The 19,170-nt window shown below is 71.9% G+C and carries 14 protein-coding genes; 6 read left to right on the top strand and 8 right to left on the bottom strand.

Annotation, left to right across the window (positions count from 1 at the left end; all coding sequences use genetic code 11):
* Positions 1 to 20 precede the first annotated feature (20 nt).
* Positions 21 to 1,196 carry a prolipoprotein diacylglyceryl transferase gene (gene lgt, locus G9272_RS12730; RefSeq protein WP_171396681.1) on the top strand — a complete coding sequence of 392 codons (1,176 nt, stop codon included), beginning with the start codon at positions 21 to 23 and terminating at the stop codon, positions 1,194 to 1,196.
* Positions 1,197 to 1,274: 78 nt separating this feature from the next.
* On the opposite strand, the gene G9272_RS12725 is transcribed toward lgt, so the two are convergent.
* Genes G9272_RS12725 through G9272_RS12695 form a run of 7 tightly spaced genes read right to left on the bottom strand, consistent with a single transcriptional unit; the run spans position 1,275 to position 9,260 of the window.
* Positions 1,275 to 2,108 carry an HpcH/HpaI aldolase/citrate lyase family protein gene (locus G9272_RS12725; RefSeq protein WP_171396680.1) on the bottom strand — a complete coding sequence of 278 codons (834 nt, stop codon included), beginning with the start codon at positions 2,106 to 2,108 and terminating at the stop codon, positions 1,275 to 1,277.
* Positions 2,105 to 3,325 (bottom strand): CaiB/BaiF CoA transferase family protein, encoded by a 1,221-nt coding sequence (locus tag G9272_RS12720; protein WP_171396679.1) that lies wholly within the window; start codon positions 3,323 to 3,325, stop codon positions 2,105 to 2,107. Before G9272_RS12720 ends, G9272_RS12725 begins: the two co-directional genes overlap by 4 nt.
* Complete coding sequence (gene rbsK / locus G9272_RS12715) at positions 3,322 to 4,215, bottom strand: ribokinase (protein ID WP_171396678.1); 894 nt, start codon at positions 4,213 to 4,215, stop codon at positions 3,322 to 3,324. Before rbsK ends, G9272_RS12720 begins: the two co-directional genes overlap by 4 nt.
* Positions 4,212 to 5,591, bottom strand: coding sequence for an ADP-ribosylglycohydrolase family protein (locus tag G9272_RS12710; protein ID WP_171396677.1), 1,380 nt, complete (start codon positions 5,589 to 5,591; stop codon positions 4,212 to 4,214). The genes rbsK and G9272_RS12710 overlap by 4 nt, the downstream gene beginning before the upstream one ends.
* The gene (locus G9272_RS12705) at positions 5,579 to 6,754 is read right to left on the bottom strand and encodes an ADP-ribosylglycohydrolase family protein (RefSeq protein WP_171396676.1); all 1,176 of its coding nucleotides are present in this window, start codon (positions 6,752 to 6,754) and stop codon (positions 5,579 to 5,581) included. Before G9272_RS12705 ends, G9272_RS12710 begins: the two co-directional genes overlap by 13 nt.
* A gap of 8 nt (positions 6,755 to 6,762) precedes the next feature.
* Positions 6,763 to 8,136 carry an ADP-ribosylglycohydrolase family protein gene (locus G9272_RS12700; protein WP_253267785.1) on the bottom strand — a complete coding sequence of 458 codons (1,374 nt, stop codon included), beginning with the start codon at positions 8,134 to 8,136 and terminating at the stop codon, positions 6,763 to 6,765.
* A complete protein-coding gene (locus G9272_RS12695; protein WP_171396675.1) occupies positions 8,133 to 9,260 on the bottom strand; it encodes an ADP-ribosylglycohydrolase family protein in 1,128 nt (375 codons plus the stop codon). The genes G9272_RS12700 and G9272_RS12695 overlap by 4 nt, the downstream gene beginning before the upstream one ends.
* Positions 9,261 to 9,551: 291 nt before the next feature.
* On the opposite strand from G9272_RS12695, the gene G9272_RS12690 reads away from it, so the two are divergent.
* From G9272_RS12690 to G9272_RS12680, 3 genes are all read left to right on the top strand, one after another.
* Positions 9,552 to 10,283 (top strand): VIT1/CCC1 transporter family protein, encoded by a 732-nt coding sequence (locus tag G9272_RS12690; protein WP_171396674.1) that lies wholly within the window; start codon positions 9,552 to 9,554, stop codon positions 10,281 to 10,283.
* Positions 10,284 to 10,664: 381 nt separating this feature from the next.
* Complete coding sequence (gene gltB, locus G9272_RS12685; protein WP_171396673.1) at positions 10,665 to 15,272, top strand: glutamate synthase large subunit; 4,608 nt, start codon at positions 10,665 to 10,667, stop codon at positions 15,270 to 15,272.
* Positions 15,265 to 16,728, top strand: a complete 1,464-nt coding sequence (locus tag G9272_RS12680; protein WP_171396672.1) for a glutamate synthase subunit beta — start codon at positions 15,265 to 15,267, stop codon at positions 16,726 to 16,728. The genes gltB and G9272_RS12680 overlap by 8 nt, the downstream gene beginning before the upstream one ends.
* Before the next feature lie 117 nt (positions 16,729 to 16,845).
* On the opposite strand, the gene G9272_RS12675 is transcribed toward G9272_RS12680, so the two are convergent.
* On the bottom strand, positions 16,846 to 17,658 hold the full coding sequence (locus tag G9272_RS12675; protein WP_171396671.1) for a chitosanase: 813 nt from the start codon (positions 17,656 to 17,658) through the stop codon (positions 16,846 to 16,848).
* Positions 17,659 to 17,764: 106 nt separating this feature from the next.
* Here G9272_RS12675 and G9272_RS12670 point away from each other — a divergent pair, with 106 nt between their 5' ends.
* Entirely contained in the window at positions 17,765 to 18,484 is a 720-nt protein-coding gene (locus G9272_RS12670; protein WP_171396670.1) for a vWA domain-containing protein, read from the top strand.
* Positions 18,481 to 19,026, top strand: coding sequence for a HutD/Ves family protein (locus tag G9272_RS12665; RefSeq protein WP_171396669.1), 546 nt, complete (start codon positions 18,481 to 18,483; stop codon positions 19,024 to 19,026). Before G9272_RS12670 ends, G9272_RS12665 begins: the two co-directional genes overlap by 4 nt.
* The last annotated feature ends 144 nt before the right edge of the window (positions 19,027 to 19,170 follow it).

Genomic DNA, 19,170 nt, shown 5'->3' with positions numbered 1-19,170 from the left:
ACGGTAGCGTCGACCCTGCCATGGAACTTGCCTACATTCCCAGCCCGTCGCACGGGGTGCTGTATCTCGGCCCCGTTCCGCTGCGCGGCTACGCGTTCTGCATCATCATCGGCGTCTTCGTCGCGGTCTGGCTCGGCAACAGGCGCTGGGTCGCCCGCGGCGGACAGGCCGGCACGGTGGCCGACATCTCCGTCTGGGCGGTGCCCTTCGGCCTGGTCGGCGGTCGGCTCTACCACGTGATCACGGACTACGAGCTGTACTTCAGCGAGGGCCGTGACTGGGTGGACGCCTTCAAGGTCTGGGAGGGCGGCCTCGGTATCTGGGGCGCGATCGCGCTCGGCGCGGTGGGCGCGTGGATCGGCTGTCGCCGCCGGGGCATCGCCCTGCCCGCGTACGCCGACGCCATCGCGCCCGGCATCGCCCTCGCCCAGGCGATCGGCCGCTGGGGCAACTGGTTCAACCAGGAGCTGTACGGCAAGCAGACCGACCTCCCGTGGGCGCTGCACATCACGTCCTCGGCGGACGGCCGGGTGCCCGGCTACTACCACCCGACGTTCCTGTACGAGTCGCTGTGGTGCATCGGCGTCGCGCTCCTCGTCATCTGGGCAGACCGCCGCTTCAAGCTCGGGCACGGGCGGGCCTTCGCGCTGTACGTCGCCGCGTACTGCGTGGGCCGCGCGTGGATCGAGTACATGCGGGTCGACGACGCCCACCACATCCTGGGCCTGCGGTTGAACGACTGGACCGCGATGGTCGTGTTCCTGCTCGCGGTGATCTACATCGTGATCTCGGCGAAGAAGCGGCCGGGGCGCGAAGCGGTGGTCGAGCCGGGTGCGGGTGCTTCCGACGGCGGGACGGAAGCCGACGGCGAGGGCGCGTCGGAGGACGCGGCCGAGGCCAAGGACGAGACCGAGTCCGGCGCCGACGCGAAGACCGACGCGAAGGGTGACGGCGAAGCGAAGGCCGCGGCCGACGTCGAAGCGAAGAGCGAGGCGGACGCCACGACCGACGCTGAGGCCGAGGCCTCCGCCGACGCGAAAGTGTCTGCCGACACGAAGGTCTCTGCCGCCGACGCCAAGGCCGACGCGAGCCCGAAGGGTGGGGCCGGGAAGCCCGCTGCGGTGAAGGCCGAGGACACGGCCGAGGACACGGCCGAGGTCAAGGGCGGGGCCGAGTCGGCCGGTAAGAAGAGCTGACGGCTGGTTGTTCGTACGACGACGAGGGCGCCCGGGGTCTGCCGGGCGCCCTCGTCGTCTGTGCGCGACGGGGAGGGTTCAGTCCCCGCGGGCTGCCAGGGACAGGGTGCGTTGCGCCATCGCCACCACGGCCGCGTCGACGAAGCGGCCGTCCGGCAGGGCCTGGGCGCCCTGCTCGGTGGCCGCCGCTTTCACGATCGTCTCGGCCTCCTCCAGCTCGTGCTGGGTGGGCAGATAGGCCCGTTCGATGATCGGGAGCTGGCGGGGGTGGATGGCGGCGCGACCCAGGAAGCCGAGGGTGCGGCCGTGGGCGCAGCTGGTGGCCAGGCCCTCCAGGTCACGGATGTCGGGGTGCACCGACTGGGGTGGGGGCGCCAGTCCCGCGGCCCGGGCGGCGACCACGACCCGGGCGCGGGACCAGTCGAGGCCCGCGTCGTCGCGGACGCCCAGGTCGGCTCGTAGGTCCGCCTCGCCGAGGGCGATGCCGCGCAGCGAGGGGTGGGCGCAGGCGATGGCGTAGGCGTGTTCGATGCCGAGGGCTGTTTCCAGGAGGGCGTGGAGGGGGGTGGTTCCACGGTCCGCGGGCGGCACGGTCTCGGCGACGCGGGTGATCTGGTGCGGGGACGTCACTTTCGGCAGCCGCAGGGCGGAGACCCCGGGGAGGGCGGCCATCGTGCGGAGGTCCGCCGCGGCGAAGGGGCTGTCCAGGGCGTTCACCCGGATGTGGACCGGGACCGGCTGGGGCTCGCGGAGGCGTTCGGCGGTGGCCGCGCGGGCGTACTCCTTGCGGTCCGGGGCGACCGCGTCCTCGAGGTCGACGATGACGACGTCGGCGCCGCAGGCCAGGGCCTTGGTGACGGTCTGTGGGCGGTCGCCGGGGACGTAGAGCCAGGTCAGAGGGGTCTTCGTCATAGGGCGCCCGCCTCGCGGAGGGACGTCAGCTCGGCCGTGGTCAGGCCCAGTTCGGTCAGGACCTCCTCCGTGTCGGCGCCGTGCGGGCGGCCGGTCCAGCGGATCGCGCCGGGGGTCGAGGAGAGCCGGAAGAGGACGTTCTGCATGCGGATCCGGCCCAGCTCCGGGTCTTCGACGGCGGTGATCGTGTCGAGGGCCTGGTACTGGGGGTCCGCCATCACGTCCCGTACGTCCTGGATCGGGGCGATCGCCGCCTCCGCCTTCTCGAAGGCGGCGAGGACGTCGGTGCGGCTGCGGGCGGCGATCCAGCTGCCGACCACCTCGTCGAGCAGGTCGGCGTGGGCGGCACGGTCGGCGCCGGTCGCGAACCAGGGCTCGTCGATCAGGTCGGGGCGGCCGACCAGGTGCATGACGCGTTCCGCGATCGACTGGGCCGATGTCGAGACGGCGACCCAGTTTCCGTCGGCCGTGCGGTAGGTGTTGCGCGGGGCGTTGTTCGCGGACCGGTTGCCGGTGCGGGCCTGGACGTATCCCAACTGGTCGTACCAGAGCGGCTGGGGGCCGAGGACGGTGAGGATGGGTTCGATGATCGCCATGTCGACGACCTGACCCTCGCCGGTGCGGTCGCGGGCGGCGAGGGCCGTCATGACGGCGTAGGCGGTGGCCAGTCCGGCGATCGAGTCGGCCAGGCCGAAGGGCGGAAGGGTCGGGGACGCGTCCGGTTCTCCGGTGATCGCCGCGAATCCGCTCATCGCCTCGGCGAGGGTGCCGAAGCCGGGGCGGTGCGCGTAGGGGCCGAACTGGCCGAAGGCGGTGACCCGGGTGAGGACCAGGCGGGGGTTGGCCGCCGACAGCGCGTCCCAGCCGAGGTCCCACTTCTCCAGAGTGCCGGGGCGGAAGTTCTCGATGATCACGTCGGCGGTGGCGGCGAGGCGCAGCAGCGTGGCGCGGCCGCCGGGCCTGGAGAGGTTGAGGGTGATGGTGCGCTTGTTGCGGCCGAGGAGCTTCCACCACAGGCCCACGCCGTCCTTCGACGGGCCGTGGCCCCGGGAGGGGTCCGGCTGGGTGGGGTGCTCGACCTTGATGACCTCCGCGCCGAAGTCGCCGAGCATGGTGGCGGCGAGGGGGCCGGCGAAGAGGGTGGCCAGGTCGAGGACGCGGACACCGTGCAGGGGAGTGGTCTTCCCGGTGGTCTTCTCGGTGGTCTTCTCGGTCATGACGCGTACTGCGTCTCGATCTCGGAGCGGTAGGGCATCGAGGCGGAGGCGCCCGGCCGTTGGACCGACAGGGCCGCCGCCGCGGACGCCCAGGCCAGCGCCTCCCGTACGGGCCGCCCCTCGCCGAGCGCGACCGCGAGGGCGCCGACGAAGGTGTCGCCCGCCCCGGTCGAGTCGACGGCGGTGACGCGCGGGGCGGGCACGGTCAGCGGCTGCGCTCCCCGGGTCGCGTACAGGCTGCCGGACGAGCCGAGCGTGATGACCACCTCCGGCACGCTGTCCAGCAGGGCGGTGGCCGCCTCGCGCGGGTCGGTGCGGCCGGTGAGCGTGGCCGCCTCGTGCTCGTTGGGGACCAACAGGTCGGTGACCGCGAGGAGTTCGGGCGGGAGTGGTTGGGCGGGGGCCGGGGTGAGGATCGTCCGGACGCCGTGGGCGCGGGCCGCCCGGGCGCTCGCGACGACCGCGGCGAGGGGGACTTCGAGCTGGAGCAGGAGGGCGTCGGCGGAGGAGATGAGGACCTCGTCGCCGGGGACGAGGTGGTCGACGGTGGCGTTCGCGCCGGGGACGACCACGATCGCGTTGCCGCCCTCGTCGTCCACGACGATGTGCGCGGTGCCGGAGGGGCCCTCGACGGTGCGCAGGTGGTCGGTGTTCACGCCGGAGTGCTCCAGGGTGGAGCGCAGCCGGGTGCCGAAGGCGTCGTTGCCGACGGCGCCGATCATCGAGACGGTGCCGCCCGCGTGGGCGGCGGCGACCGCCTGGTTGGCGCCCTTGCCGCCGGGGATCGTACGGAACTCCCGTCCCGTCACGGTCTCCCCGCGCTGCGGGGGCTTCTCGACGTAGGCGACGAGGTCCATGTTCGTGCTGCCGAGCACGACGATGTCGGTCATGGCTGGGAAGCCTCCCGGGGGATGAGGGACCAGGTGAGGTGGGCCAGGGTGTCGAAGCCGATGCCGTTGAGGTCGGCGACGGAGGTGGCCAGGCGGTTCTTGAGGGGGGCCGTCCAGTGGTCGGGCAGGGCGGCCGGGTCGCCGGTGAGCAGGGCGGCGATCCCGCCGGCCGTCGCGCCGGCCGAGTCGGTGTCCAGGCCGCCGGACACGGCACGGCCGATGGAGCCGGTGAAGTCGCCGTCGGCGTGGGTGAGGGCGGCGGCGATCAGGGCGGTGTTGGGGATGGCGTGGACCCAGTGGTGCGCCTTGTGGGTGGCGTGGAGTTCGTCCACCACGGTGTCGAAGTCGGGGTGTTCTCCGGCGAGCCGGACGGCGTGGGTGACGGCCCGCGCGAGGCGGGAGCGGGGCGGGACGACGCTCAGGCCGGTGCGCAGACAGGCGTGGATGTCATGGGCGCCGGTCGCGGCGGCGGCGATGGTGGCCGCCGTGAACATCGCCGCGTAGACGCCGTTGGCGGTGTGCGTGAGGGTGGCGTCGCGGTGCGCCTGCTCGGCGGCGGCGGCCGGGTCCCCGGGGTTGGTCCAGCCGTGGACGTCGGCGCGGATGAGGGCGCCGATCCACTCGCGGAAGGGGTTGCGGTGGCGGGCGGTGAGCGGGGGCTCGATGCCGGAGAGGAGGTTGCGCAGGGCGAGGCGTTCGGCGGTGAAGGTGCGGCCCGCCGGGAGTTCGTCCAGCCAGAGCCGGGCCACGTCGGTGGTGGTGAAGTCTCTGCCGTGGCGTTGGAGCAGGAGGAGGTTGAGGAGCGGGTAGTTGAGGTCGTCGTCCTCGGGCATGCCGTCGATGTTCTCGGCGAGGGAGGTGGTCGCCGAGCGGCGGTTCCAGGGGTGCGCCTCGAGGAGGGGCTCGGGGACTCCGCGGGCGGTGAAGTAGCCGGTGAGGGGCCAGTTGCCGGTGGACCGGGCGAGTTGGCGGACAGCGTCCAGGGGGAGTTTCTCCACCGGTTTGCCCAGCAGGCAGCCGACGGCCCGGCCCAGCCAGGCCGCTTCCAGGGCGGCCCGGGTGGGGGCCTGCGCGTGCGCACCGGCCGGCCGGCTCGGCCACTGCGGACACAGGGCCCTGATCTTCTCCAGTGCGGTCGGCTCCTGTTCCGCCAACCTGCTGGGCAGGTCGGCCAGTTCGTCCAGGAGGTCGTCCGCGAGGAGGCGCAGATAGCGCGAGGCGCGCTGGGGGGACGCGCCGGCCCGGGCCGAGGCCTCGCAGCCGCCGGCCGCTTTCCAGCGTGCGGCGATCGCCCACGGCTCCCGGCCGTCCTGGGCCGCCTGGTGCAGTTCGTGGCCGAGGAGGTCCTCGGGCTGGACCCAGGTCAGTCGGAGCATCGCGGACCTCCGATCGCGGAGAACGCCCGCTCGTGGGTGCGGCGGTGGTGGACGTCGCGGTCGAAGATCTCCCGGGTGACCTCGGTGAGCGTCGCCGCGGGCTGCCAGAGGTCGAGGCGGCTGGCCTCGGCGACCTGCTTCGCCCACTCGTCGGGGACCGGCGAGCCGAGGGCGCCGGCCACCGCTCCCGCCATCGTCGCGATCGAATCGCAGTCGCGGCCGTAGTTGACCGCGCCCAGGACCGCCTGCCGGTAGTCGCCGTCGGCCACCAGCAACATGCCCAGGGCGACCGGGAGTTCCTCGATCGCGTGCAGGCGGGACGGGCGGCGGGCGGCCAGGGAGGGCCGGCGGTAGTCGGGGCCGACGGTGTCGTACGGCGTCACCGCCTCCCGGAGCGGCACCAGCGCCGACTCGAAGTCGGTGTGCCGGGCCGCCGTTTCGCAGACCTTCTCGATCGCCGTGCGGGTCCCGTCCTGTGCCAGGGCCAGACAGGCCGTGACAACGGAGTCCGCCGTCGCGCCCGGCGTGCACGCGGCCGCCACCGCCGCTGCGAAGACTCCCGCCGCCTCACGGCCGTACGACGACTGGTGGGCGCCGGCGATGTCCAGCGCCTCGGCGTACGCGCCCGCCGGGTTGGCCGCGTTGACCAGGCCCACCGGGGCCATGTACATCGCCGCACCGCAGTTGACGATGTTGCCGACGCCTGCCTCACGAGGGTCCACATGGCCGTAGTGCAGCCTTGCCACCAGCCATTTCTCCGCCAGGAAGATCCGCTGGAGGGGGAGTGCCTCCGCCTCCAGCTCCGGGATCCAGCGGGGTGTCGTCAGCAGGTCCGGGACCAGGTGGTCGGCGATCGCGTAGGCGTCCAGGTGATCGCGGACCGTGGCGTAGACCCTGACCAGCGCGTGGGTCATCAAGGTGTCGTCGGTGACGTGGCCGTCGCCCTTGTGGTACGGGGCGATGGGGCGGGCGGTGCGCCAGTCGTCGCCGTTCCAGGGACCGACGACGCCGTGGACCCGGCTGCCGTGGCGCTGGAGGATCTGCTCGGGGGAGTAGCCCTCGACGGGGCCGCCGAGCGCGTCGCCGACGGCCGCGCCGACGAGTGCGGCGGTGATGCGCTCTTCCAGGGTTCCGCCGTTGCTTTCTTGTGCTTTGGGCGTCATGCCCCGAATCATCCTCCTGGAGGGGCCGGTTGCGTGGCTTCCAGGAGTTCGGCGAGTTCCACCAGATCGGTGCCGGTGAGCCGGGGCAGTACACAGCCGGAGAGGACGCGGCAGCTGTCCCGCCAGGAGACGGGGATCGCGGCGCCGCCGCCCAACGCGCCGGTCAGCGCGCCCGCCAGGGCCGGCGCCGAGTCCGCGACCCGGGAGAGACAGGCCGCCGCCGGTACCGCTTCGCCGATACGGCCGCCGGACGCCGTCACCAGGGCCAGGGCCACCGGGACCGTCTCCGCCGCCGCGATGCCGTAGCTGTAGACGTGGTCGACGATCTGGTGCTCCAGGAGGGGGATGAGCGCGAAGGCGCTGTCGGCACCGCGGGCCAGTTCGAGGGCGTGACGGGCGTTGCGGCCGATCTCGGTGTGCTCGGGGAGTTCGGCGAGCGCCGCCGTCACGCAGGCGTCGGGGTCCGCGCCGACGAGGGCCAGCGCGAGGGCCGCCGCCATCGCGCGTGCGCCGTGCACGCCGTCGCCGTCCTGCGTGTAGCGGGCGTCGAACTCGGCGAGTTCGGCGGCGAGTCGGGGGTCGCCGGGGTGGGCCACGGCCAGGACGCAGGCGCGCACACAGGCCGCGTCGTCGAAGTAGTGGGGGTTGTCGTGGCCGGTGGCGGGCGGCCGCAGGCCGGCGGCGAGGTTGCCGAGACCGGCGCGCACGGAGATCCGGGCACGCAGGGGGAGAACGGCGGACTCGATCTCGGGCGCGCGGTCGGCGGCCGCCGCGACCTCGCAGGCGATGGCGTTCCAGGTGAGGTCGATGGCGGCGCGCATCCGGCGTTCTCGGCTGAGGTCGCCGAGGGCGGTGTCGTCTCCGGCCCGCAGGACCGCCTCGGCCGCGAAGGCCGCCCACTCGGCGTCGTCGGAGGGGCCGAGGCGGAGGGGTTCGGGGGGTTGGTTGAGGGCGATGGGGACGGGGAGGGTGGTCGTCGCGTTGTGTTCGGCGAAGGTGTCGAGTTCGCGGGTCAGGCGGCGGGTCCACTCCGGCATACGGGCGGCTCGGTGGCGGGCGGCGGGCCAGCCGGCGGCGTCGCCTGCGGCGAGGCCGAGAAGGAGGCCTTCGATGCGGCGCGCGTCCCGCGGGTGGGCGGTCCCCATGGCCTCTGCTGCGCCTTCAGCCTTGTCGTTCCCACCCGCACCACCCGCACCACCCGTGCGGCTTTCGTTGTCCGCTGCGGGTGGCCCCTGCCGAGCGTGCTCGCCGTCGGCGGCCGCGGGTGCGTGCGGTTCCGCCGTGGGCCGCTCGGTGGTGCCGGGCGCCAGTGCGGTGCTCGTCGAGGCACCGACGGACTCCGACCCCGCCGCTCCCTCGTCCCACGGTGCGGGCGGTCTCATGAGCCCGCCTTTGCGCCGTCGTTCGCCGTCAGGGTGAAGGCGGTCGGGTCCGGCAGGGGGAACCGGGCCAGGCCCATCAGGTTGGGCACGAGTTCCTCCATGACCATCCCCTCGCCCCACTTGCCGCCCTCGCCCGGCACCAGCAACTCGGCCACGTCCAGCACGTGGTGGCCCGCCATGGACGGCAGGCAGCTTCCCCGTGCCGGGCCGATCGCCGCCGCCCACTCCGCCGGGATCGCCGACACGCCCTGCGTCGCACCGGCCAGGGCGCCCGCCACCGCGGCCGTCGTGTCCGCGTCGCGGCCCATGTTCACCGCCGTGAGGACGGCTTCGCGGAAGTCGCCGTCGGCGGCCGCGTAGGCGCCGAAGGCGAGGGCGACGGCCTCGGGGGCGAGGTCGGTCCAGGGGTAGCCACCGATGACGACGGCGGAGCGGACCGCCCGTTCGCCCCGGTGGGCCACCGCCACCGCCCGGCGCAGGGAACGCGCCGTCCAGGAGTCCTCGGGGACCACGGCCAGGGCGGAGGCGACCACCGAGATCGCCGGCGCTCCCGCCATCGCCGCCGCCACTCCCGCGGCGACCGCCTGGCCGCCGTAGATGCCCTCGCCGTCGTGGCTCACCGCGCCGTCGATCGCGACCAGGCGGGCCGCTTCCGCCGGGCGGCCCGCGGCGAAGACGCCGAAGGGGGCCGCGCGCATGGCCAGGCCGTCGCTCCAGGCGTGCCGGTGCTGCGCCGAGATCGGCGCCGCCAGGCCTCGGCGGAGGTTCTCCAGGGTGCCGCGTTCGCTGAAGCCGGCGCCCCGGAAGGGGCCCTCGTCGCGGTCGGCGATCCACTGGTGCCAGGCCGCCTCGACATGGGCCGGGGTGAGCGCGGAGCCGTGGCGGGCCAGCAGCAGGCCCGAGAAGATCGCGTACTCGGTGTCGTCGGTGCCGGCCGGCCGGTCGGTGACGTACCCGGTGATGCGGCCCCAGCGGGCGCGGATCTCGGAGGGCTTCATGTTCTCCGCGGGGGCTCCCAGGGCGTCTCCCACGGCCAGGCCGAGCAGGGCGCCGCGGGCCCGTTCGCGGAGTGCGGCGGCGTCCCCCGGTGCCGGGACCGAGGGGATGCAGGCGATCGATGCCATACGCGGCCTCTCCTCAAGGGGCTCCGCACGGGGCGCGGAGCACTTTGCGGATGTGTCCCACCATCGGCGGTTGACCTCAGCCTCGGAGGCTCCCATGTCACCCGGTCGACATCTGTGCAGGTCCCTGATCGTATGAGCATTCGAAGGTAAAGCCGCAGGTTAGCGGAGCCTTTCCTTCCTGGCGGGTGGGAATCTCCCGGCGTATCTTTGTTGTTGTCGAAAAGTGGAATCAGTCCAGACTTAGCTTTGCCTCAGCTTGCTTGAGGCGCTCCGAACACCCTGGGGGATCTCGTGGCCATCATCGAAACCGAAGCCGCACTGCACGAGGCGCACCGCGACAACCACACCCACCGGGATGTCAACGGGGGCTGGCTGCGGCCCGCCGTCTTCGGCGCGATGGACGGCCTGGTCTCCAACCTCGCCCTGATGACCGGTGTCGCCGGCGGTTCGGTGGGTCACCAGACCGTCGTCATCACCGGACTTGCCGGTCTCGCCGCGGGCGCCTTCTCCATGGCCGCCGGCGAGTACACCTCCGTCGCCTCGCAGCGCGAGCTCGTGGAGGCCGAACTCGACGTCGAGCGCAGGGAGCTGAGAAAGCACCCCAAGGACGAGGAGGCCGAGCTGGCCGCGCTGTACGAGGTCCGGGGCGTCGAGCCCGAGCTGGCCCGGCGGGTCGCCCAGCAGCTGTCGCGCGATCCCGAGCAGGCCCTGGAGATCCACGCCCGTGAGGAGCTGGGCATCGATCCCTCCGATCTGCCCTCGCCGCTGATCGCCGCCGTGTCGAGCTTCGGCGCGTTCGCGCTGGGCGCGCTGCTGCCCGTACTCCCTTATCTCCTGGGGGCCGCTTCGCTCTGGCCGGCCGTGCTGCTCGCACTGTTCGGGCTGTTCGGCTGCGGGGCCGTGGTGGCTCGGGTGACCGCGCGCACCTGGTGGTACAGCGGACTGCGGCAGCTCGCCCTCGGTGGCGCGGCGGCCGGTGTGACGTACGCCCTGGGCAGTTGGTTCGGAACGGCCGTAGGATAGTGCGAATGCTACTTATGCGTTGGGCCGCATAAGTAGCCGTTACTGACTGGTTTCGAGTGCTTAACCAGCGGGCATGAGCCGTAAGCGCTGTGGGCAATGACGCCTCCGGCGCACTCGCGAGGTGAACGACGCCGCTCCCCTCGCCTTCCGGGTCAACGGGCAGTGATCTGATCGATCTTGTCCTGTTCGGTCCCCACACACTTTCAGCCACGTGCGCGAGACCCCCGTCGCGACTGCGTGGCGTCCGCATGCTGGAACGGAGTATCCGGTTCCCGAGAACCGCTCCATCATGTAACCTGCACGAAATTTTGCGTTACGCAGAGGGCCAACGTCGTCCCTTCGCCAGCAGATATGCCACTTGAGACGACGACGGGAGAGCCGATGCGTACGCCGCGCCAGCCGTCCCAGCATTCCGCGAATGGCCAGAACTGGTCTTTCATGGATGCTCGCCCTGCTGCGCAGGGTATGTACGACCCCCGCAACGAGCACGACGCCTGTGGCGTCGGTTTCGTTGCCAACCTCACCGGCGAGGCGAGCCATACGCTGGTCGAGCAGGCGCTCACCGTTCTGCGTAACCTCGAGCACCGCGGCGCCACCGGCTCCGAGCCGGACTCCGGCGACGGCGCGGGCATCCTGACCCAGGTCCCGGACGCCTTCCTCCGCGAGGTGGCCGGATTCGAGCTCCCCGAGGCCGGTGGCTACGCCGTCGGTATCGCCTTCCTCCCGGAGGAAGGCCTCCAGGACGTCGTCTCACAGATCGAGACGATCGCCGCCGACGAGAACCTCACCGTCCTCGGCTGGCGCGAGGTCCCGGTCGCCCCCGGGCTGCTCGGCGCCACCGCCCGCTCGACGATGCCGGCCTTCCGCCAGATCTTCGTCACGGACGGCGCGAGTACCGGCATCGACCTCGACCGCAAGGCGTTCGTGCTGCGCAAGCGCGCCGAGCGCGAGGCCGGCGTCTACTTCCCGTCGCTGTCCGCGCGGACCATCGTCTACAAGGGCATGCTGACCACCGGCCAGCTCGAGCCCTTCTTCCCGGACCTGTCCGACCGCCGCTTCGCCTCGGCCGTGTCGCTCGTCCACTCGCGCTTCTCCACGAACACCTTCCCCTCGTGGCCGCTCGCGCACCCGTACCGCTTCGTCGCGCACAACGGTGAGATCAACACCGTCAAGGGCAACCGCAACTGGATGACCGCCCGCGAGTCGCAGCTGGTCTCGGACCTGTTCGGCTCCGACGGGAAGTCCATCGAGCGGATCTTCCCCGTGTGTACGCCGGACGCCTCCGACTCGGCGTCCTTCGACGAGGTGCTCGAGCTGCTCCACCTCGGTGGCCGCTCGCTGCCGCACTCCGTGCTGATGATGATCCCGGAGGCGTGGGAGAACCACGACTCCATGGACCCGGCCCGGCGCGCCTTCTACGAGTTCCACTCCACGATGATGGAGCCCTGGGACGGCCCGGCCTGTGTCACCTTCACCGACGGCGTCCAGGTCGGCGCCGTGCTCGACCGCAACGGTCTGCGTCCCGGCCGCTACTGGGTCACCGACGACGGCCTCGTCGTCCTCGGCTCCGAGGTCGGCGTCCTCGACATCGACCCGGCCAAGGTCGTCCGCAAGGGCCGCCTCCAGCCCGGCCGGATGTTCCTCGTCGACACCGCCGAGCACCGCATCATCGAGGACGACGAGATCAAGGCCGGCCTCGCCGCCGAGAAGCCCTACGCGGAGTGGCTGGAGGCCGGCGAGATCGAGCTGGTCGACCTGCCCGAGCGCGAGCACATCGTGCACACCCACGCCTCGGTCACCCGCCGCCAGCAGACCTTCGGCTACACCGAGGAAGAGCTGCGCGTCATCCTCGCGCCGATGGCCAAGACCGCCGGCGAGCCGCTCGGTTCCATGGGCACGGACTCGCCGATCGCCGCGCTCTCCGCGCGCCCGCGGCTGCTCTTCGACTACTTCACCCAGCTGTTCGCGCAGGTCACCAACCCGCCGCTGGACGCGATCCGCGAGGAGCTCGTGACCTCGCTGCGCTCCTCGCTCGGCCCGCAGGGCAACCTGCTCGAGCCGAGCGCCGCGTCGTGCCGGACGGTCACCCTGCCGTTCCCCGTCATCGACAACGACGAGCTGGCCAAGCTCATCCACATCAACGCCGACGGCGACATGCCCGGCTTCAAGGCCGCGACGCTCTCCGGTCTGTACCGGGTGCACGGCGGCGGTGACGCGCTCGCCGCGCGCATCGAGGAGATCTGCGCCGAGGCCGACGCCGCCATCGACAACGGCGCCCGCCTCATCGTCCTGTCGGACCGCCACTCGGACGCCGAGCACGCCCCGATCCCGTCGCTGCTGCTCACCGCGGCCGTCCACCACCACCTCATCCGCACCAAGCAGCGCACCGAGGTGGGCCTCCTCGTCGAGGCCGGCGACGTCCGCGAAGTCCACCACGTCGCCCTGCTGATCGGCTTCGGCGCCGCCGCCGTCAACCCGTACCTGGCGATGGAGTCCGTCGAGGACCTGCTGCGCGCGGGCACCTTCCTGGGCGGCATGGAGCCCGAGCAGGCGATCCGCAACCTGATCTACGCGCTGGGCAAGGGCGTCCTGAAGGTCATGTCCAAGATGGGCATCTCGACCGTCGCCTCCTACCGCGGCGCCCAGGTCTTCGAGGCCGTCGGTCTCGACGACGCCTTCGTCACCAAGTACTTCAGCGGCACGGCCACCAAGATCGGCGGCGTCGGCATCGACGTCATCGCCAAGGAGGTCGCCGCCCGCCACGCCAAGGCGTACCCGGCCAGCGGCATCGCGCCGGCCCACCGCGCCCTGGAGATAGGCGGCGAGTACCAGTGGCGCCGCGAGGGTGAGCCGCACCTGTTCGACCCGGAGACGGTCTTCCGCCTCCAGCACTCGACGCGCACGGCCCGCTACGACATCTTCAAGAAGTACACGGACCGCGTGAACGAGCAGTCCGAGCGCCTCATGACGCTGCGCGGCCTCTTCGGCTTCAAGACCGGTGCCGACGGCCGTCAGCCGATCTCCATCGACGAGGTCGAGTCGGTCGAGGAGATCGTCAAGCGCTTCTCCACCGGCGCCATGTCGTACGGCTCCATCTCCAAGGAGGCGCACGAGACCCTCGCCATCGCCATGAACCAGCTGGGCGGCAAGTCCAACACCGGTGAGGGCGGCGAGGACGCGGACCGGCTCTACGACCCGGCGCGCCGTTCGTCGATCAAGCAGGTCGCCTCCGGCCGCTTCGGCGTCACGTCCGAGTACCTGGTCAACGCCGACGACATCCAGATCAAGATGGCCCAGGGCGCCAAGCCCGGCGAGGGCGGCCAGCTGCCCGGCCACAAGGTCTACCCGTGGGTCGCCAAGACCCGGCACAGCACCCCCGGTGTCGGTCTGATCTCCCCGCCGCCGCACCACGACATCTACTCCATCGAGGACCTCGCCCAGCTGATCCACGACCTGAAGAACGCGAACCCGCAGGCGCGGATTCACGTGAAGCTGGTCTCCGAGGTCGGCGTCGGCACGGTCGCGGCCGGTGTGTCCAAGGCGCACGCGGACGTCGTGCTCATCTCCGGCCACGACGGCGGCACCGGCGCCTCCCCGCTCACCTCGCTCAAGCACGCGGGCGGCCCCTGGGAGCTCGGCCTGGCCGAGACCCAGCAGACGCTGCTGCTCAACGGCCTGCGCGACCGGATCGTCGTGCAGACCGACGGCCAGCTGAAGACCGGCCGTGACGTGATCATCGCCGCGCTGCTCGGCGCCGAGGAGTTCGGTTTCGCGACCGCGCCGCTCGTCGTCTCCGGCTGCGTCATGATGCGCGTCTGCCACCTGGACACCTGCCCGGTCGGCATCGCCACCCAGAACCCGGTGCTCCGCGACCGCTTCGCCGGCAAGGCGGAGTACGTGGTGAACTTCTTCAAGTTCATCGCCGAGGAGGTCCGCGAGATCCTCGCCGAGCTGGGCTTCCGCACCATCGAGGAGGCCGTCGGCCACGCCGAGGTGCTGGACGTCGAGCGCGCCGTCGACCACTGGAAGGCACAGGGCCTGAACCTGGCCCCGCTGTTCCACGTGCCCGCCCTGCCCGAGGGTGCGGCGCTGCACCAGGTCATCTCGCAGGACCACGGCCTGGAGAAGGCGCTCGACAACGAGCTGATCAAGCTCGCCGCCGACGCCCTGGCCGCGGACTCCGCGACCGACGCCCAGCCGGTGCGCGCCCAGGTCGCCATCCGCAACATCAACCGCACGGTCGGCACCATGCTCGGCCACGAGGTGACGAAGAAGTTCGGTGGCGCGGGCCTGCCCGAGGACACCATCGACATCACCTTCACCGGTTCCGCCGGCCAGTCCTTCGGCGCCTTCCTCCCGCGCGGTGTCACGCTGCGTCTGGAGGGCGACGCCAACGACTACGTCGGCAAGGGCCTTTCGGGTGGCCGTGTCGTCGTCCGCCCGGACCGGGGCGCCGACCACCTCGCCGAGTACTCGACGATCGCGGGCAACACCATCGCCTACGGCGCGACCGGCGGCGAGCTGTTCCTGCGCGGCCGTACCGGTGAGCGGTTCTGCGTCCGCAACTCCGGCGCGACGGTCGTCTCCGAGGGCGTGGGCGACCACGGCTGCGAGTACATGACCGGCGGTCACGCGGTGGTCCTCGGCGAGACGGGCCGCAACTTCGCGGCCGGTATGTCGGGCGGCATCGCCTACGTGATCGACCTGAACCGCGACAACGTCAACGCCGGCAACCTCGGCGCCGTCGAGGCGCCGGACGAGGCCGACAAGCAGTGGCTGCACGACGTGGTGCGCCGCCACGCCGAGGAGACCGGTTCGACGGTCGCCGCGAAGCTGCTCGTCGACTGGGACGCCGCCGCGGAGCGCTTCAGCAAGATCATCCCCAGCACGTACAAGGCAGTGCTCGCCGCCAAGGACGCCGCCGAGCAGGCGGGACTCTCCGAGTCCGAGATCACCGAGAAGATGATGGAGGCGGCGACCAATGGCTGACCCGAAGGGCTTCCTGAACCACGGCCGTGAGGTCGCCAAGTCCCGTCCGGTCGACGTGCGTCTGAAGGACTGGAACGAGGTCTACGTCCCCGGTTCGCTGCTGCCGATCATCGGCAAGCAGGCCGGCCGGTGCATGGACTGCGGCATCCCGTTCTGCCACAACGGCTGTCCGCTGGGGAACCTGATCCCCGAGTGGAACGACTTCGCCTACCGCGAGGACTGGACGGCGGCCTCCGAGCGCCTGCACGCCACGAACAACTTCCCGGAGTTCACGGGCCGCCTGTGCCCCGCTCCGTGCGAGTCGGCGTGTGTGCTGGGCATCAACCAGCCGGCCGTCACCATCAAGAACGTCGAGGTCTCGATCATCGACAAGGCGTGGGAGACCGGTGACGTCGCCCCGCAGGCGCCCGAGCGCCTGTCCGGCAAGACCGTCGCGGTCATCGGCTCGGGCCCGGCGGGCCTGGCCGCCGCCCAGCAGCTCACCCGGGCCGGCCACACCGTCGCCGTCTACGAGCGCGCGGACCGCATCGGAGGCCTCCTCCGGTACGGCATCCCCGAGTTCAAGATGGAGAAGCGGCACATCAACCGCCGTATCGAGCAGATGCGCGCGGAGGGCACCCGCTTCCGTACCGGTATCGAGATCGGCCGCGACCTCAAGGCGACCGACCTGAAGAAGCGCTACGACGCCATCGTCATCGCCGCCGGCGCCACGACCGCCCGTGACCTTCCGGTCCCCGGCCGTGAGCTCAAGGGCGTCTACCAGGCGATGGAGTACCTGCCGCTGGCCAACAAGGTCCAGGAGGGCGACTTCGTGGCGCCCCCGATCTCGGCCGAGGGCAAGCACGTCGTGGTCATCGGCGGTGGCGACACCGGCGCCGACTGCGTGGGCACCGCCCACCGTCAGGGCGCGGCCTCGGTCACCCAGCTGGAGATCATGCCCCGCCCGGGCGAGGAGCGGGACGCGGTCTCCCAGCCGTGGCCGACCTTCCCGATGCTCTACAAGGTCACGAGCGCGCACGAGGAGGGCGGCGAGCGGGTCTACTCCGTCTCCACCACCCACTTCGAGGGCGACGAGGACGGAAACGTCCAGTGGCTGCACCTCAGCGAGGTCGAGTTCATCGAGGGCAGGCTGACCCCGAAGCCGGGCACGGAGCGCAAGATCCCCGCCCAGCTGGTCACCCTCGCCATGGGCTTCACCGGCACCGACCGTGAGAACGGCGTGGTGGAGCAGTTCGGTCTGGAGCTCGACGAGCGCGGCAACATCGCCCGCGACGCCGACTTCCGCACCAACGTCCCGGGCGTGTACGTCGCCGGTGACGCCGGCCGCGGCCAGTCGCTCATCGTGTGGGCGATCGCGGAGGGCCGCTCGGCCGCCCGCGGCGTCGACCGGTTCCTGACCGGCGCGAGCGAGCTGCCGGCCCCGATCCGCCCGACGGACCGCTCGCTGCTGGTCTGACGGCCCCGAGGCCCCCCATACGTCCCGTACAAAGGCGTACGGAACACAGACGGCGCCTGCCCCACAGTCCCCGACCGGACGACTGGGCAGGCGCCGCCGCATGTCCGCACGACTGCTCTACGGCACCCGGTACGTCTCCCCGTACACCTGCCACCGCAGCGGCGGGCGCAGGCCGAGGTTGCCCTCGTTCAGGAATCGGCGCTGGGTGGTGTCGACGCGCGAGGTGTCGACGCCGGGGTGCCGGGTCAGCATGGCCCGGCGGCGGGCGTCCAGGAAGGCGTCGAGGTAGTCGGTCTCCTTGCCGCCCTGCGCGGGGGTGCGGGCCTGCCGCATCGCGCGGGCACGGATGCCGTCGAAGCTGGTCGGGCCCGCGCCGGGGCCGTGGAAGACCAGGGCGTCGTAGTAGATGAACTGGCCCAGCGCGCCCAGGCCGTCGACCCGGCCCCGGTGGACCGCCGGGGCGAAGTAGACACGGTCGCGCTCGACGTCCTGGGCGGCGCGGAAGGCCGGCACCCTCGACTCCGTCCGCCAGGCGGCCGGGAAGCCGGGGTCCAGACCGGCGTGCGAGGCGGTGCCGTCGACCCGGCGCAGGGCGGGGAGATAACGGGCGAGGGCGTTGCCCGGGTGGTCGCGCGTGTAGCGCTCGACCAGGGTGAGCAGATCGTGGGTGCCGGTGCAGAAGCCGATCAGGCCCGCCGTGTAGCCCTGTCCGTCACCGATGTCCTCGACATAGCCGTACGCGCTGCGCCAGTCCAGGGTCCCGTTCTCGGCGCTCGCCACGATCTTCTGGGCCAGTTCCTTCTGGGTCGGGGCGGCGAGGCCCGGCGGGGACGCCTGGACATCGGTTGTCGGCTGGGCGGGCTGGGCGGGAGCGAACAGATACACCGTCGACGCTACGGCGGCGCAGACCAGGGCGGCGGCACGTTTCATGCCGCACACCCTAGAGCGGGAATGTCGCGTTCCTTGTCATTCCATCCTAATTAGTCGGCGAACGAACAAAAGGGCGAAGGGCGGTGGGTGTGGGAGGCTGTGCGCCATGGTCGCGATCAGTCTCACCAAGGTCCAGGAGACCGCACCCGCGCTGGTCAACCTCTACAAGAGCGCCGGGGTGTCCCTCACCAAGCACGGTCTCGACGGGCAGCGGGCCGCCGTCTACCTCGTCGTCGACTATTCGGGGTCGATGAAGCCGTACTACCAGGACGGCAGTGTCCAGGCGCTCGCCGACCGGGTGTTGGGCCTGTCCGCGCACCTCGACGACGACGGCCGGGTACCGGTCGTCTTCTTCTCCACCGACGTCGACGCCGTCACCGACATCGTCCTCGCCGACCACCAGGGGCGGGTGGACCGGATCGTGGCCGGGCTCGGGCACATGGGCAAGACCAGTTACCACCTCGCCATGGACGCCGTCATCGACCACTACCTCGACAGCGGGTCGAAGGACCCCGCGCTCGTCGTCTTCCAGACCGACGGCGGCCCGATCAACAAGCTCGCCGCCGAACGCTACCTGTGCAAGGCGTCGAAACTGCCCCTGTTCTGGCAGTTCATCGGCTTCGGCGACCGGGGCAGCAAGCAGTTCGACTTCCTGCGCAAGCTCGACGAGCTGCCCGTGCCGGTGAAGCGGGCGGTCGACAACGCCGGTTTCTTCCACGCCGGTTCGGATCCGCGGAAGGTGTCGGACGCGGAGCTGTACGACCGGCTGGTCGGGGAGTTCCCGGCGTGGCTGGGGGCGGCCCGGGCGCAGGGGATCATCCGGTGACCGTCCTGCTGCCCGCTGCCGGGCGTGCGGCCATGGCCTGGAAGAACGGCGGCGGGGTGACCCGTGAGATCGCCTGCTCCCCGGCGGGCGCGGGCATGGCCGCCTTCACCTGGCGGGTCAGCCTCGCCGAGGTCGCCGCGGACGGCCCGTTCTCCGTGTTCCCCGAGGTGGAGCGGACCCTGACGCTGGTCGAGGGCGCGGGCATGGACCTGACCGTGGGCGGGCGGCGACGGCTCGTCGACGCACGGCACGTGCCCCAGGACCTCCCCGGTGACGAGCCCACCGACTGCCGGCTGTTGGACGGGCCCGTCGTCAACCTCAACGTGATGTGGCGCAGGGGCGCTTCGGCTCCGACCGTCGCGGTCGTACGCGGCCGGCTCGGCCTGCGGGCGGCGCACGCCCTGATCGTCGCCCTCGACGAGGACGGGTCCGCCGACGTCGACGGGGTGCGGCTCGCCCGCCACGACGCCCTCCTGCTGACCGGGGAGGACGCGACTCTGTACGCGCACGGCCCGACGGCGGTCGTCGGTCTCACCCCGTGACGGCGGCCTTCGAGGCCCCGCCGGCCGCTCGAACCGCCGCCGTCGAGCAAGGCGCCCGTCCGGGGGCCCGGGTGCCGCTCACTGCGGGCTGTCCGCACCGTTGGCTCAGCCGGGCCGCCGTGCCACTCTGGGGTTGATCCCACG

The sequence above is a fragment of the Streptomyces asoensis genome, assembly GCF_013085465.1.
GTDB classification, from domain to species: Bacteria; Actinomycetota; Actinomycetes; order Streptomycetales; family Streptomycetaceae; genus Streptomyces; species Streptomyces cacaoi_A.
This window is presented reverse-complemented; position numbering and strand designations above follow the sequence as displayed.